The 13,143-nt window shown below is 72.9% G+C and carries 10 protein-coding genes; 4 read left to right on the forward strand and 6 right to left on the reverse strand.

Annotated features, from left to right (window positions below):
- Nucleotides 1-105 precede the first annotated feature (105 nt).
- Both AB0O28_RS13695 and AB0O28_RS13700 read left to right on the forward strand, forming a co-directional pair.
- Nucleotides 106-375 carry a hypothetical protein gene (locus AB0O28_RS13695; RefSeq protein WP_363639745.1) on the forward strand — a complete coding sequence of 90 codons (270 nt, stop codon included), beginning with the start codon at nt 106-108 and terminating at the stop codon, nt 373-375.
- Entirely contained in the window at nt 372-1,091 is a 720-nt protein-coding gene (locus AB0O28_RS13700; protein ID WP_363639747.1) for a DUF6596 domain-containing protein, read from the forward strand. Before AB0O28_RS13695 ends, AB0O28_RS13700 begins: the two co-directional genes overlap by 4 nt.
- Before the next feature lie 261 nt (nt 1,092-1,352).
- Here the strand turns inward: AB0O28_RS13700 and AB0O28_RS13705 are convergent, their stop codons facing one another.
- Nucleotides 1,353-1,997 carry a response regulator transcription factor gene (locus AB0O28_RS13705; RefSeq protein ID WP_363639749.1) on the reverse strand — a complete coding sequence of 215 codons (645 nt, stop codon included), beginning with the start codon at nt 1,995-1,997 and terminating at the stop codon, nt 1,353-1,355.
- Nucleotides 1,985-3,967 (reverse strand): histidine kinase, encoded by a 1,983-nt coding sequence (locus AB0O28_RS13710; RefSeq protein WP_363639751.1) that lies wholly within the window; start codon nt 3,965-3,967, stop codon nt 1,985-1,987. Before AB0O28_RS13710 ends, AB0O28_RS13705 begins: the two co-directional genes overlap by 13 nt.
- 138 nt (nt 3,968-4,105) lie before the next feature.
- On the opposite strand from AB0O28_RS13710, the gene AB0O28_RS13715 reads away from it, so the two are divergent.
- Both AB0O28_RS13715 and AB0O28_RS13720 read left to right on the forward strand, forming a co-directional pair.
- Nucleotides 4,106-4,456 carry a hypothetical protein gene (locus AB0O28_RS13715; RefSeq protein WP_363639753.1) on the forward strand — a complete coding sequence of 117 codons (351 nt, stop codon included), beginning with the start codon at nt 4,106-4,108 and terminating at the stop codon, nt 4,454-4,456.
- 24 nt (nt 4,457-4,480) lie between these two features.
- The gene (locus AB0O28_RS13720) at nt 4,481-5,146 is read left to right on the forward strand and encodes a hypothetical protein (RefSeq protein WP_363639755.1); all 666 of its coding nucleotides are present in this window, start codon (nt 4,481-4,483) and stop codon (nt 5,144-5,146) included.
- 7 nt (nt 5,147-5,153) lie between these two features.
- Here the strand turns inward: AB0O28_RS13720 and AB0O28_RS13725 are convergent, their stop codons facing one another.
- The 4 genes from AB0O28_RS13725 to AB0O28_RS13740 all read right to left on the reverse strand — a co-directional run bounded on the left by AB0O28_RS13725 (nt 5,154) and on the right by AB0O28_RS13740 (nt 13,088).
- The gene (locus AB0O28_RS13725) at nt 5,154-6,290 is read right to left on the reverse strand and encodes a glycosyltransferase family 4 protein (protein WP_363639757.1); all 1,137 of its coding nucleotides are present in this window, start codon (nt 6,288-6,290) and stop codon (nt 5,154-5,156) included.
- Between the two features lie 67 nt (nt 6,291-6,357).
- Nucleotides 6,358-8,841 (reverse strand): acyltransferase family protein, encoded by a 2,484-nt coding sequence (locus AB0O28_RS13730; RefSeq protein WP_363639759.1) that lies wholly within the window; start codon nt 8,839-8,841, stop codon nt 6,358-6,360.
- A gap of 308 nt (nt 8,842-9,149) precedes the next feature.
- On the reverse strand, nt 9,150-11,093 hold the full coding sequence (locus AB0O28_RS13735; RefSeq protein WP_363639761.1) for an LCP family protein: 1,944 nt from the start codon (nt 11,091-11,093) through the stop codon (nt 9,150-9,152).
- A gap of 315 nt (nt 11,094-11,408) precedes the next feature.
- The gene (locus AB0O28_RS13740) at nt 11,409-13,088 is read right to left on the reverse strand and encodes a hypothetical protein (RefSeq protein ID WP_363639763.1); all 1,680 of its coding nucleotides are present in this window, start codon (nt 13,086-13,088) and stop codon (nt 11,409-11,411) included.
- Nucleotides 13,089-13,143: the final 55 nt, after the last annotated feature.

Raw genomic sequence — 13,143 nt, forward strand, 5'->3', positions numbered from 1 at the left:
CGGCAAGGTTGTGCCAGTCCTGATGTCGATTTCCGGGGCGGCCGTTCGTGTAGAAGGTGAACGGGCCCGCGCCGGGCGGGCCTCGCCGAGGAAGCGGACGAGACCATGAGGCACTATCTGCTCAGCATCCAGCAGCCCGACGGCGGGACGCCCCCGCCGGAGGTCCTGGAGCCGATCATGCGGGACCTGGCGGTCCTCAACGAGGAACTGCGCGCCGCGGGGGCGTGGGTCTTCTCCGGCGGGCTGCACGACCCGGCCACGGCGACCGTGGTGCGGGTGCGCGACGGGGAGGAGCTCGTCACCGACGGTGGCCGCGCGACGGGACACCGCCGAGCCCGGCCGGCTGGATCATCACGACCGCCCGCAACCGGGTGATCGACCGCCACCGGCGTGAGTCCCTGCGTGCGGACCGGCACGCGCGGGCGGCCCTGCTGCACGCCCCTGACGACCCCGACGACGAAGCGGCCGAGGAGGGTGCCGTGCACGACGACCGGCTCCGCCTGATCTTCACCTGCTGCCATCCCGCGCTCGCCCCGGCCGCCCGGGTCGCGCTGACGCTGCGCCTGCTCGGCGGCCTCACCACGGCCGAGATCGCGCGGGCGTTCCTGGTCCCCGAGCCGACCATGGCCCAGCGGCTGGTCCGGGCCAAGGCCAAGATCCGCGACGCGGGGATCCCGTACCGCGTCCCGCGGGAGGCCGACCTGCCGGAGCGGCTCAGGGCCGTGCTCGCCGTCGTCTACCTGATCTTCACCGAGGGGCACACGCCGAGCGCGGGCGACCGGCTGGCCCGCGACGACCTGTGCGCGGAGGCCATCAGGCTCGGCCGCCTGCCGGCCGCGCTGATGCCCGACGAGCCGGAGGTGATGGGGCTGCTCGCGCTCATGCTGCTCGTCCACGCGCGGCGCGACGCCCGCACCACCCCGTCCGGCGGAGCAGGACCGCGGCCGGTGGGACCGCGCGCTCGTCGCCGAGGGCCAGGACATCGTGCGGGCGTGCCTGCGGCGCGGCCGGCCGGGGCCCTACCAGATCCAGGCGGCGATCAACGCGGTCCACGCCGATCGCCGCCGCCACCGACTGGAGGCAGATCCTGAGCCTGTACGACCACATGCTCGCCCTCGCCCCGAACCCTGTCGTCGCCTTGAACCGGGCCGTCGCGGTGGCCGAGGTGGACGGGCCGGAGGCCGCGCTCGCCCTCGTGGACGGTCTCGACCTGCACGGCTACCACCTGTTCCATGCCGTCAGGGCCGACCTGCTGCGGCGGCTCGGCCGGGGGAGGCCGCGCGGGCGTACGAGACGGCGATCGCCCGCACCCGGAACGCCTCCGAGCGGGCCTTCCTCGAGCGGCGGCTGCGTCAGGTCCGGGAGTTCAGGTAGAGCAGGACGGCCAGCACGCGGCGGTGGTCCTCCTCAGTGCCGGGCAGGCCGAGCTTGGCGAGGATCGAGCTGACGTGGGTCTCCACCGTCCGGTCGGTCAGGTAGAGCCGCCGGGCGATGCCGACGTTCGTCCGGCCCTCCGCCATCAGCGCCAGCACCTCTCGCTCGCGCGCGCTGAGCGACGCGAGGGGGTCGGCGGCCCGGCGTACGCCGATGAGACGCGAGACGACCTCGGGGTCGAGCGCGGAACCGCCCGCCGCCACCCGGCGCAGCGTGTCGAGGAAGTCGTCCACGTCGAAGACCCGGTCCTTGAGCAGGTAGCCGAACCCGCCGCGGGACACCAGATCGACGGAGTGCCGGGTCTCGACGTGCTGGGAGAGCAGGACGATGCCGAGGCCGGGGTGGGCGTCGCGGATCCGCCGGGCCGCCCGCGCGCCGTCGTCGGTGTGGTCGGGCGGCATCCGGATGTCCGCGATGACCAGGTCGGGAGCGGCGGCGTCCACGGCGGCGACCAGCCCGGGGGCGTCATGGGCCTTCGCCACGATCTCGTGCCCGGCGTCGGCGAGCAGACGGGCCAGGCCCTCCCTGAACAGGGCGGAGTCCTCGCCGATCACGACGCGCACGGCAGCACCGCCTCCACCGTCGTCCCGCCGCCCTCCGGGCTGGACAGTCGCAGCGCGCCGCCCGCCGCGCGTACCCGGTCGGCCAGGCCGGCCAGCCCGGCCCCCGGCCGCATCTCGGCCCCGCCCCGCCCGTCGTCGCTGATCCGTACGGTGACCCGGTCGGCGGTCCGGCTGACGCGGACGCCGATCGCGGCGGAACCGGCGTGTTTGACGGCGTTCGTCATCGCTTCACTCGCGACGTAGTAGGCGGTCATCGCCACGTCGTCGGGCAGGTCGCCGGCCGACACGTCGAGCGCCACGGGCACCGGGACTTTCCCGGCCAGCATGACCAGCGCGTTGCCGAGACCGTCGTCGAGGCTGCTCGGCCGCAGGCCGTGCGCGATCTGCCGCAGCTCCGTGACCGCGGCGGCCAGCTCGGCCACCCACTCGTCCAGCAGGGCGTCGACGCCGGCCGTGCCGCCGCCGAGGTGACGCTGCGCGAGCCGGATCGCCATGCCGAGAGACACCAGGCGCTGCTGGGCCCCGTCATGCAGGTCGCGTTCGAGCCGCCGCCGCTCCTCGTAACCGGCGTGCAGCAGCCGGGTCCGGCCGGCCTCGGCCTCGTCGAGCGCCCGGCTCACCTCGATCCGCAGCCGCACCACCTCGATGAGCAGCGCGCTCGCGTCTGCCGCCTCGCGCAGCAGCTCCCGGCTTCCGGCTCGTCCGCGCACGAGCGCACCGATCTCGTGGCCCCCGAGCCGCACGGGTGTCACGGGGGAGTCGCCGGGATCGACGGGGGCGCCGCTCGCGTCGACCAGCCCGGTCGCGCCGGGCAGCCGGTAGCCGACGCGCAGGTCCGGGTCGCGCAGCGCGTCACGCAGTGCCGCCTCCAGCTCCTCCGGCCGGGCCTGCCCGGCGTGCATGCGGTCACGCAGCCGCGCGACGGCGGTCAGCACGGCCTGCCTGGCCGGGTAGAGCCGCCGGTCCACCCGGCGCTGGAGCCGTACACGCAGGGGAGAGAGCGCGGCGGCGCAGACGGCGGTGGCGGCCGCCGCCACGACGGGCGAGCCGCGCCCGGCGCCGAAGCCGACGAGGAACGAGGCGGCCATGTAGAAGGCCAGCAGGACCGCGGTCACCAGGCCGTAGGTGACCGCCGCGCTGATCGCCCGGTCGACGTCGTAGAGGTCGTGACGCAGCACCGCGATCGCAGTCGACACCGGGATCGCCACGGCCGTCGCCGAAAGGCCGAACACCGCCAGGTCGGGGCCGCCGAAAAACAGGTAACCGGCCCAGCACAGCAGCAGCGTGAGCGGCAGGAAACCGGCACCGAGGGCGAACCACTTGACCCGTGCCCGGCTCACCTCGTCGGCCGCCCGCCGGTAGCGGATGACCATCGCCGCCGCCGACGTGATCAGCAGCCCGAGGAAGACCGGCAGCAGCGTTACCCCCACGACCTCCAGGACCGGCAGGTACGCCCGGGGAGGCCGCAGCAGGTGCGGCGTGTTCTCGAACGGCGGCTGATACGCCTCGGGGACGCATGCCGCGATCAGCATGAACAGCACGGGCACGACCAGCAGCCCGGCGACGGCCCAGCGCCAGCGCCGGCCCGGCAGGCGTCCGTCGGGAAAGACGAGCATGAGCAGCGCCGCGGGCACATACAGGAACATCCAGTCGCCCTGCGACAGCGCGGCGTAGACCTCGGTGAACAGCCCCCGCCGCACGGCCAGGCTCGCGTACGACTCGCCCACCGCGACGTACACGGTCGTCGCACCGGCCAGCACCAGCAGCAGGCCCACCACACTGCGCGGACGCCGGGCGGCGACCAGCATGCCGAGCACGACGGAGGGCAGGGTGAGCGCGACGCCGATCACCAGCGCCATGCCGTCCGGCGCCACCGTCCCGTCGCCGGCGACGGCGAGCACCGCCGGGGCGCCCATCAGCGCGCACACCAGCATCGCGGCGGCGTAGGCGAGCAGACGGGGGAGTGCCACGAGCACACCGTAGGCCGCGGGGCGGCCGGGGTGAATACGTGCCAGCACGGAGATCGGACCGGGGGCGGCCCGGATCCGCCGGCGGGGCCGGCGCGCGCACACTGCGGACATCGGTATCCCGCAGCTCAGGAGAAGCCCATGAAACGCTCCGTCCTTCTCGTCGCCGGCCTGGTCATCGCCGGCCTGTTCGGTCTCATCGACGTGATCTCCGTGCCGTTCGGCGACGGCGAGCACCCGCCGTTCGCGGTGGCCCTGGCCGACGGCGTACTCGGCCTGATCACCGTGGTGGGCGTCGTGCCGGCCTGGCGCGGCAGCCGCGCCGGGGTGGTGGCCGTGATCGTCACCAGGCTGCTGTCGGCGCTCACCGCGGTGCCGGCGTTCTTCGCCGACGGGGTCCCGGCGCCGGCGATCGCGGTGGCCGCGGCCGGGATCGTGCTCACCCTCGCATGCGTCGCGTTCCTCGCCCCGGCCCTGCGCTCCCACGCCTGACCCCGTCCCGGCCCAAGGAGAGTCATGGACACGGCTCCGCCGCACACTCGTCATGCGCCGCTCGCGTTGGCGCTGTTCACCGCGCCGTTGGGTTTCGTCGTCGCCAACGCGACGTACGCCTGGGCCACACGCCACGGGGGAAGCGACGCCACCGGCGCGCAGGCGCTGGCGCTGACGGCGGCTCACCCCGGCGAGATGCGCCTGGCCACCGTCGCCGCGATGCTGGGCAGCCTGCTCATGGTCCCGGCGGTCCTCGGCGCCAGGCGCCTCATCGGAGACCGGAGCAGCAGGCTCGGCTTCCTCGGCGCGACCCTCATGGCGGCCGGATACATCTGCTACTTCGCCGTCGCCTTTTCGGGGATCACCGCCACCGTCATGGTCGAGCGCGGGGGTCCTCTCGCTGATTACGCGGCGGTCCTCGACGGCGCCCAGAGCGACCCGTCGGCCGTCTGGGTGTTCCTGCTCTTCGTGCTCGGCAACCTGGTCGGCACGCTGCTGCTCGGGCTGGCCCTGCTCCGTGCCCGCGTGGTGCCGCTCTGGGCCGCCGTCGCGATCATGGCGTGGCCGCCGCTGCACGTGATCGGGCTCGTGGCCGGCACCGAGTGGTTCGAGGTCGCGGGCGCGCTCACTCAGGCCGCCGGCCTCGCCGTCGCCGGGCTGCGCCTGCTGGCCGCGTCCCGCCGGCCCTGAGCGGCGGTCAGGCCGGGACCGTACGGCCGGGGCTCAGGGCCGGAACGTGGTTCGGCGCCTGGGCCCAGCGCTCCAGCAGGGCGACGAACTCCCCGGCCACGGCCGGCCAGTGGTAGTGGTTCAGCGCCTCGACGTAGCCCCGGACGCCCATCGCGGCACGCCGTTCGGCATCCGCGCGCAGGCGGAGCACGCACTGCACGACCGCGTCGGCCACCGCGCCGACGTCGCCGAACGGCACGATCGTCCCGCAGTCGACCCGGCCCACCAGGGACGCCGCCCTCGGCAGCGGGGTCGTGACGACGGGGACGCCGCGGGCCATGTATTCGACGACCTTCGTGGGCGTCGACTCGCGGTAGTTCGGCACATCGTGCAGCAGGGACAGCCCGGCCAGGGCGCCCTCGGCCATCCGCAGCGCGTGGGTGTTGGGGACGTATCCGAACCAGTCGAGCAGCCCCGCGCGCTGCGCGTCACGCAGCATCGGACGCACCGCGGCGTCCGCCGGTCCGATCAGGTCCAGGCGGACGCCGTACGGCCGGAGCCGCCGGGCGATCTCCACCATCTCGGCCGCGCCGCGCGCCAGGGAGATGTGACCCACGTAGACGATGCGGGAGTCCCCGGGCGGCGGGGGCGGCGCCGGCGGTACGTACGTGTGGTTGGGCACCACGGGATGCGCGCCGGGGAAGCGCTCACGATAGGACTCCTCCGCGAGGATGAGGTGGAGCCGCTGCTCCGCCCGGCCCTCCACCGCGCGGATCAGCGGCGGCAGGACGCTCCGCAACGGCCCGGGCAGGTACGTCTTGGCGCCCAGCGCGCCGATCGTGTCCTCGTGGACGTCCCAGACCGTGGGAGGCCGCCTGCGCGGCAGCGCGAGCAGCAGCTCGATGTCGTGCACGAGCAGCAGGTCGGCGTCCCGCGCCGCCGTGCGCAGGGCGGAGGCGGCGGCCCGCAGCGCCCTTCCCCGGCGCAGGCCCACCGCCCGCGGCACGTCGACGGCCCGGATGCCCGGCCGCGGCGTCACGTTACAGTGCGTGAACGGCGCGACGAAGGTCACCTCGTGCCCCGCGTCGAGCAGCGCCCGGATCTGCCGGTGGGTGATCCGCGCGTCCTCCGGGTGATGGACTGTCGTGCCGACGCATACCCTCATATGGGGAGGCTGACCGCGTCATCCGAAGTGACCGGATGTGCGAAGTGAATGCCTCCCGAAATGAGGCTTAACTTCCGGTGTTCGCCGGCTGCGGCACCTGCCCGCTCGGCCTTCTGTACAGCCAGACCAGCCGGGGTTCGAGCAGCCACTTGAACGCCTTACGGGTCACCGGCAGGCACAGCACGATGGCCAGGGCGAAGCAGGAGCACGCGATGGCCGCCACCCCGAGCGGGCCGTACAGCCAGGAGAAGCTGAGCCAGCCCATCTCCTTGGCGATCATCACGGGCACGCCGTGCAGCAGGTAGCAGTAGAGCGTGCGGGTGCCGAGGTCGGTGAACCAGGTCTGGCGCCGGGGGACCAGCGACATCACGGCCGCCGACATGGCCAGCGCGGCCACCAGCAGGCCGGTGCGCAGCAGCATGCCCTTCCACCAGACCAGGTGGAGGTCCTTGTAGCTGTCCTTGTAGTAGATCGGGCCGAGCTTGATCGAGTAGTTCTTCACCAGGAAGATCGCCACGCCCGCGGCGCCCACCAGCACGAACACCGACAGCACCCTCACCCAGCGCTGCTTGAGGAAGTCGAAGACTTCCGGCTTGAGCACGAGGCCGAGGACGAAGAACGGCAGCAGTCCGAAGAAGCGGTCCATGCTGAAGTCGCCGGACAGTTCGGAGAACCCGGCGAACAGGTACACGGCGATCGAGATGACGAACGGGTACTTCATCCGCTTCCACACGGGTGTGGACAGCCGCCAGAACAGCAGCGCGAGCAGATACCAGTTCAACCAGGCCGGGTCCATGATCGTGAGGCTGAACTTGTGCCCGAAGGCGGTGCGCAGCAGGGCGTACCCCAGTTCGACGATCACGTACGGCACGAGGAACGTGTCGACCAGCTTGTTGGTCTTGGCGTTGGAGTTCCAGAAGTTCCTGGAAAGGTAGCCGCTGACGATGACGAACAGCGGCATGTGGAAGACGTAGATGAATAGATACGCCGCCCGGGAGGAGTCGGCCGCCAGCGTCGGGACCAGCGAGTGCCCGATCGGCACCAGGGCGATGCCGACGAACTTCACGTTGTCCAGGTAGGGGTCGCGGGGCTTTTTGGCCCGGGGAGCGGGCTCCGGCTCGGGCTCGTCCTCCAGCCCGTCCCGCTGTCCCGTGCCTCGCGCGAACGGGTCGTCCGGCCGGACGGGTGCCTCGGCCCAGGCGGGCAGCGGAGCGCGCAGCGGCCTGCCGAGCGGACCGGTCTGGCGGGGATCGTTCACACCGTCGGCGCCGTCGGGGGAGGAGCGTCGCCAGGGATCCCACTGCGCGGGATCGGCGTCCTGGCCAGGCCATGCGTGGGCCGGTGCGTCCGGCGTGGGCGCGGGGCTGAAGGCCGCCGGGGCGGCCGCGTGGAAGGCGTCCGGCACGCCGCGCCCGCCGCGCGGGCCGGGGGCGGTATCGGGGAACGGAACGGCGCCGAAGGGATCGTCCGGCGGGAAGGCGGGGCCCGCACCGGACGGGGGGGTGTCCAGGAAGGGGTTCGCCGTCCTGCCGGCCGCGGACGCCGGAGGCTCGGGGAAGGCGGGCGGTTCTGGGAAGGCGGGCGGTTCGGGGAAGCCGGGGGGTTCTGGGAAACCGGGGAACCTCGTTCCCAGCGGCTCGGGCCCGGCACCGAAGGCCGGCGAGGGGAAGGCGGGAGAGTCACCGAAGGGAGGCGTGGGAACGTCGGCGCCGTCCTGGGAGCCGAAGCCGTCTCGTGCGCCGCCCGGCGACCGCCGGCCGACGCCGGGAAAGGCGTCGGAGAGGTTGCGGGGACCGTTGTCGGGGAACGCCTGCGGCCATGCGGGGCCCTCGGCGGCGCTCATGGGCGGTGTGCCCTGCGGTTCCGCGTTACGCCGGTCCAGGTCCCGGCCCGCGGAGAAGTAGTCGAAGCCGTCCGGCTGCGGGGCGGACGCGGGCGGCATGCCCAGGCGGGAGGCACCCGGCTTGCGCGGCTTCCGTACGGGCAGGGGCTGCTTCTCGTACGGCTTGTCCTGCGTCCCGGAGCCGGCGGGCGCCGAACCGATGGACGCCGAACCGATGGACGCCGCACTCCGGTCCCCCGCGCTCCGCGGCTTGCGCGTGGGCAGGGGCGGCTTCTCGTACGGCTGCTCGTACGCCTTGTCGTGCGGCGCGGCCTCGGCGGGGGCGGAACCGGTGAACGGGGCACCCGGGCCTTCGGCGCTCAACGCTTCCGCGGCCGCGGCTGTCGCGCCCGCCGCGCTTTCTTCGGCCCTCTCGCCGCTCTCATGGCGCCCGTGCGGCGGCGCGGCCGGGCTCTCGTCGCCGGCCGCCGGGAGACCGCCCTCGTGTCGCCCGTGCTCATGCGGCTCGTGTGTCTGCGGCTCGTGTGTCTGGCGGCCGTGTGTCTGCGGGCGGTCCGCGGTCTTCGGCTCCCGCTGCGGCAGACCGCCGCCCGGGGCGGGCCACTCTCCGGTGATGCGGCCTATCACTCCGGTGGGAGCCTCTTCGGCATCGGGGTCGACGCCCTGGGGGAAACCGGGAACCGGGGATTGATGGCGGGGGTCACTCACGGGAGAAACGCTCAGCTATCTGTTGGAGGCTCGGGGAACGGCTACGACCTGGGGTGCGTCGCCGCGTCCTTTCGGACACTAGCGAAGGCGCCCCGGCGCATCAGCCCGAACGGGCGAACAGGGCGCGTTCGCCAGGTGCTCACCCTAACGTTCTTGAACGCTGATGTCGCCTCTGGGGCCGAACGTAACCAACGTGACACCTGTCGTGTTCCTCTGTCAGGCCGCCGGACGCGGACCGGGCCAGGGCTCCGCCGCCAAGGTGGTCGGCCTGGAGCCCCGGCCGGGTGGTGGGCAGGGCGCGACGTGGGTCAGCTCGCGCAGGGGTTGGTGTCGGAGGTGACGACGTTGTCGCCCAGGTTGATGGGGGAGCGGACACCCTTCCAGTCGGCGCCGATGACGAGCTGGATGATCGGCCCGCGCACCTTGCCCTTGGGTGCGTCCGGCGGAGGCGACGACGGGGTGAACGGCGTGACTATGCCGCTCGCCACCTTGCCGGTCTCCGGGCTGACGGGGTTGACCAGCTTGCCGACGAGGATCTTCGAGTAGTTCCAGCCCTGACCGGTGTAGCGGACCATGGTCTTCGGCTGGTCGATGCCGCCGGGCTTCCTCGCGTCACCGACGCCGACGACGTTGAAGCCGAGCCCGGTCAGCTCCTCGGCGACCTCTTTGGCCAGGTTGTTCGTGTTGGTGCCGTTGAACACCTGCACCTTGACCTGCTGCGGCTTGGTGACCACCGGCCCCGAGGGCGCGGCGGACGCGGCCGGGCTCGCGGAGGCGGTGGGGGCCACCTCGGTGTCGTTCGCGATGGCCCTGAAGAGGTTGCCCGCGGCCGGCTGCTTCCACTGGACGCGGTTCTTGTCGGCGACGTACGGCTCCCACGGCACGGTGGTTGCTTTGAAGCCCTTCGCCGAGAGCTTCTGCGCGCTCTGCGCGATCTTGAGGAGCTCCTCGGTGTTGAGCGCGTCGTCCATGGTGACGGACCTCGCCGCGGCGGCGATGAAGTTCTGCAGCTTGCCGAGGTCGGTGAGCAGGGCGCTGCTGGTCGCCTTCTTCACGACCTGGGAGATGAAGACCTGCTGACGCTTGATCCGGGAGATGTCGCTGCCGTCGCCGAGGCCGTAACGCAGCCGCACATAGCCGAGCGCCGCCTCGCCCTTCACGGTCTGCTTGCCGGCGGGGAGCGTGAGCTTCGACTTCTTGTCGTTGACGGCCTGCGGCAGGCAGATCTCGATGCCGCCGAGCGCGTTCACGATGTTCTTGAAGCCGGTGAAGTCGACCTTCACGTAGTGGTGGACGCGGATCCCGGTGAGGCTCTCGATGGTCCGGCGCGTGCAGATCATCCCGCCGTCGGAGAACGCCGAGTTGATCATGCCCAGATGCGCGGGGACGACCGTCCTGTTCCTGTTGTAACAGGCGGGGATCATCACCATGGAGTCGCGGGGGAAGCTGAGCAGCGTCGCCCCGTCACGGTTGGGCGACACGTGCAGCAGCATGATCGTGTCGGTGCGCTCGCCGTCGTTGACCAGGTGCTGGCCGTACTTCTTGTTGTCTCCCGCACGGGTGTCCGAGCCCACGAGCAGCACGTTGATCGCGCCGGTCTCGTTGACGGGGCGGTTCTTGTCGAGGTCGTCGCCGGACTTGCCCACGTTGAACAGGCCGATGGTGCTCCGGTAGACCTTGTAGGCCGTCAGCGTGCCGATCACCATCACGCACGTGAGCACGACGCTGATCCATCCGCCGATCCCGAGGCGGGACCGGCCGCCGCCACCGCCTCCGCCACGCCGGCGAGGCGGCCTGCCGTCCGGAGGGAGAGCGCCGCCCCCGGCCGCACGGCTCGCGACGGTGGGTGCGGTGGGGACCGGGTTGCGGCCGGTCTCCTCGTCGCCGCCGCGCCTGCGGCCGCGTCGCCGCGGCGGCTCCTCCTCGTACGAGGGGTCGTACGGGGGCTCGGGCGGACCGCTCGGCTCGGCGCGCCGCCCGCCTCGGCGGCGTCCCTCGTCGTAGACCTCCGGAGGGTGGTCGTCCCGGGGCGGGCGCTGCCCGCCTCGCCTCCCCGGCATCTCGGCGTAGCCGGCGGGGGTGGCGGCCACCGGCATGTCGGCGTACCCGGCGGGCGCCGGGGCCGATCCGCGGCCTCGCGGGGGCTCGAAGGCCCCGTCGTACGAGCCGGCGTCCGGGGGACCCCAGACTCTCTGGTCGGACGGAGCCTGCGGAGGACTGGTACGCGCGGCGACGCGCCTGCGCTCGCTCACCGCGCGCCCGCCCGGGAATCGGCAGCCGGACGCCGGTGTGTGGTGACCGGAGGAGCGGGCGAGAGGCCGGAAGGATTACTGGTTCGCTCGCACACTTGTCCTCCTTGCCTGGCGATCACACGTCGCGCTCCGAGGGTAGGTCACGAGAGCGTCTGCGGGCGCCGCGATTGGGAGGATCCGGGCCGCGATCACGCCGTGCCACGCCCCCCTGATCCAGGGGCAGAGCATACTAAACGCCGACATTTTGGGTATGAGAATGAGTTTGCCTTTACCTGAATTTGATGTTGTGTGGGCCGTTTGGCCAGGTCGTAGCCGTCAGGTCCGTCGGTGGAGCCCCCGAACGGACAGGGCGGCGGCCAGGCAGGCGAGCGGCACCGCGGGCAGGACGTAGCGGTAGTCGAACTGGGCCGTGGCGGGCGGGACGAGCAGCAGCGCCCAGGCCGTCACCCAGGCGATGCCCCAACTCCCGGGGGCGTACCTCGGCGAGGCCCGTCCCGAGGAGGGCCGGTCCTGAGCGCGCCGGTTCTGAGAGGGCCGGCTCGCGGGCTCTGGACCCGCGTACGCCGCGCGGGTCGTGCGTGCCCTCCGGGACACGCGCGCCGGCAGGGCCCTGACGGCCCAGGCGGCCGGGGGGACCAGGAGGATCGCCAGCAGCAGCGTGCCCGGCAGTCGCGCGACGTCCTGATAGGCCCGCATCGCGCCCGCGAACGGCTCGGAGATGCGCACCGTGAGGGAGCCACGCTCGTAACGCTGCGCGAACTCCTTGCCCACCACCGCGGGGTGCCGCCCGGGCGGCGGCGGCACGGTCGCCGGAAACTCGTAGTACCCGTACGTCTCGGCATCGGGGTAGACGGGCCGGCCCGGTGTGAACGACCTGCCGAGCTCGGCGAGCGTGCTGCCCAGATAGTCGAGCGGCTGGCTGCGGATCGCGAGAGAGGCGAACCTCCCGGCCAGGGCGTCGGTCTCCTCGGTGAACGTGATGCCGGGCAGCCGGACCAGGGGGGACTGCGCGTTCCAGATGTACTCCTGGGACGCGGGCCGGGACGCGGGAGGCCGGGAGTCGCACAGCACGGCGAGGTCGGCCGGCGGCTTCATCACCGAGCAGTCGGCGAACGACATCGTGCGGGCGTAGAGGAAGACACCGTTGGAGCCGACCAGCCCGACGCGCTGGTAGGTCGCGTAGAACCAGCCCGCGTAGCCCGCGACGGGCAGCAGCGCCGCCACCAGGAAGGGCACGGTGAGCCTGGCCACCGCCCTGCCCGGGCGCATCGCTCCGCTCGCCCGGCGCACGCCGTACGCGAGTAGCAAGAGCGCGAAGACCGCGATCAGCGGCAGCCCGACGGTCCTGGTCAGCGTGGCGGCGGCCAGCACGAGACCGAGCGCGGCGGCCGAGCGCGGCGTCAGCGGGCGGCGCATCGCCAGGCACACCGCACCCACGACCAGGAACGTGAACAGCGAGTCGGAGACGAGCAGGTGCTCCAGCTCGATCTGATACGCGTCGAGCAGCACCGGGACGCAGGCCAGGACGGCCGCCCACCGGGGGCCGCCGCGTCGCAGGACGGTCACGTAGAGCATCACGCCGACGAGCAGACCCAGCATGTGCTGGACGGTCACGACCAGGGCGAAGCTGTGGAACGCCTCCAGCAGCCTCAGGAACATCGAGTAGCCCGCCGGGCGGACGAGGTCCGGCCTCGGCCGCATGGCCGTCACGACGTACGTGTAGGAGTCGGGGAACCACAGCGCGGGCCGGTACCCGAGCGCGGTCACCAGCCGCAGGAGCGCCCCCAGCCCGAAGACCACGAGGAACCACCGATGCCGGCGCGCCCACATGGGGAGATCCGCACGCGCCCAGGCCAGAGGGTGGAACGGGTCGCGGGGCGCCAGACGCCCGCGCAGCCGGTGTCGGGCGGGGCCGGGGCGTTCGCGCGGGGGCCCGTGCGGGGGCTCGTCCCGCTCCGGCCAGGGCGCCGAGCCCCGGCTGTCCGACACCCTCATGCGCCCCCCCGCCTGCCTCCCGGCGTACGCTACCGGCTCCCCGGAAGCCCCGTGC

It is taken from the genome of Microbispora sp. NPDC088329, from assembly GCF_040685655.1.
GTDB lineage: Bacteria > Actinomycetota > Actinomycetes > Streptosporangiales > Streptosporangiaceae > Microbispora.

Excerpts from the sequence above, each read along its gene's own strand:
- AB0O28_RS13695 (WP_363639745.1), top strand. The coding sequence starts at position 106 with ATGAGGCACTATCTGCTCAGCATCCAGCAGCCCGACGGCGGGACGCCC.
- AB0O28_RS13715 (WP_363639753.1), top strand. The coding sequence starts at position 4,106 with ATGAAACGCTCCGTCCTTCTCGTCGCCGGCCTGGTCATCGCCGGCCTG.
- AB0O28_RS13720 (WP_363639755.1), top strand. The coding sequence starts at position 4,481 with ATGGACACGGCTCCGCCGCACACTCGTCATGCGCCGCTCGCGTTGGCG.
- AB0O28_RS13725 (WP_363639757.1), bottom strand. The coding sequence starts at position 6,290 with ATGAGGGTATGCGTCGGCACGACAGTCCATCACCCGGAGGACGCGCGG.
- AB0O28_RS13740 (WP_363639763.1), bottom strand. The coding sequence starts at position 13,088 with ATGAGGGTGTCGGACAGCCGGGGCTCGGCGCCCTGGCCGGAGCGGGAC.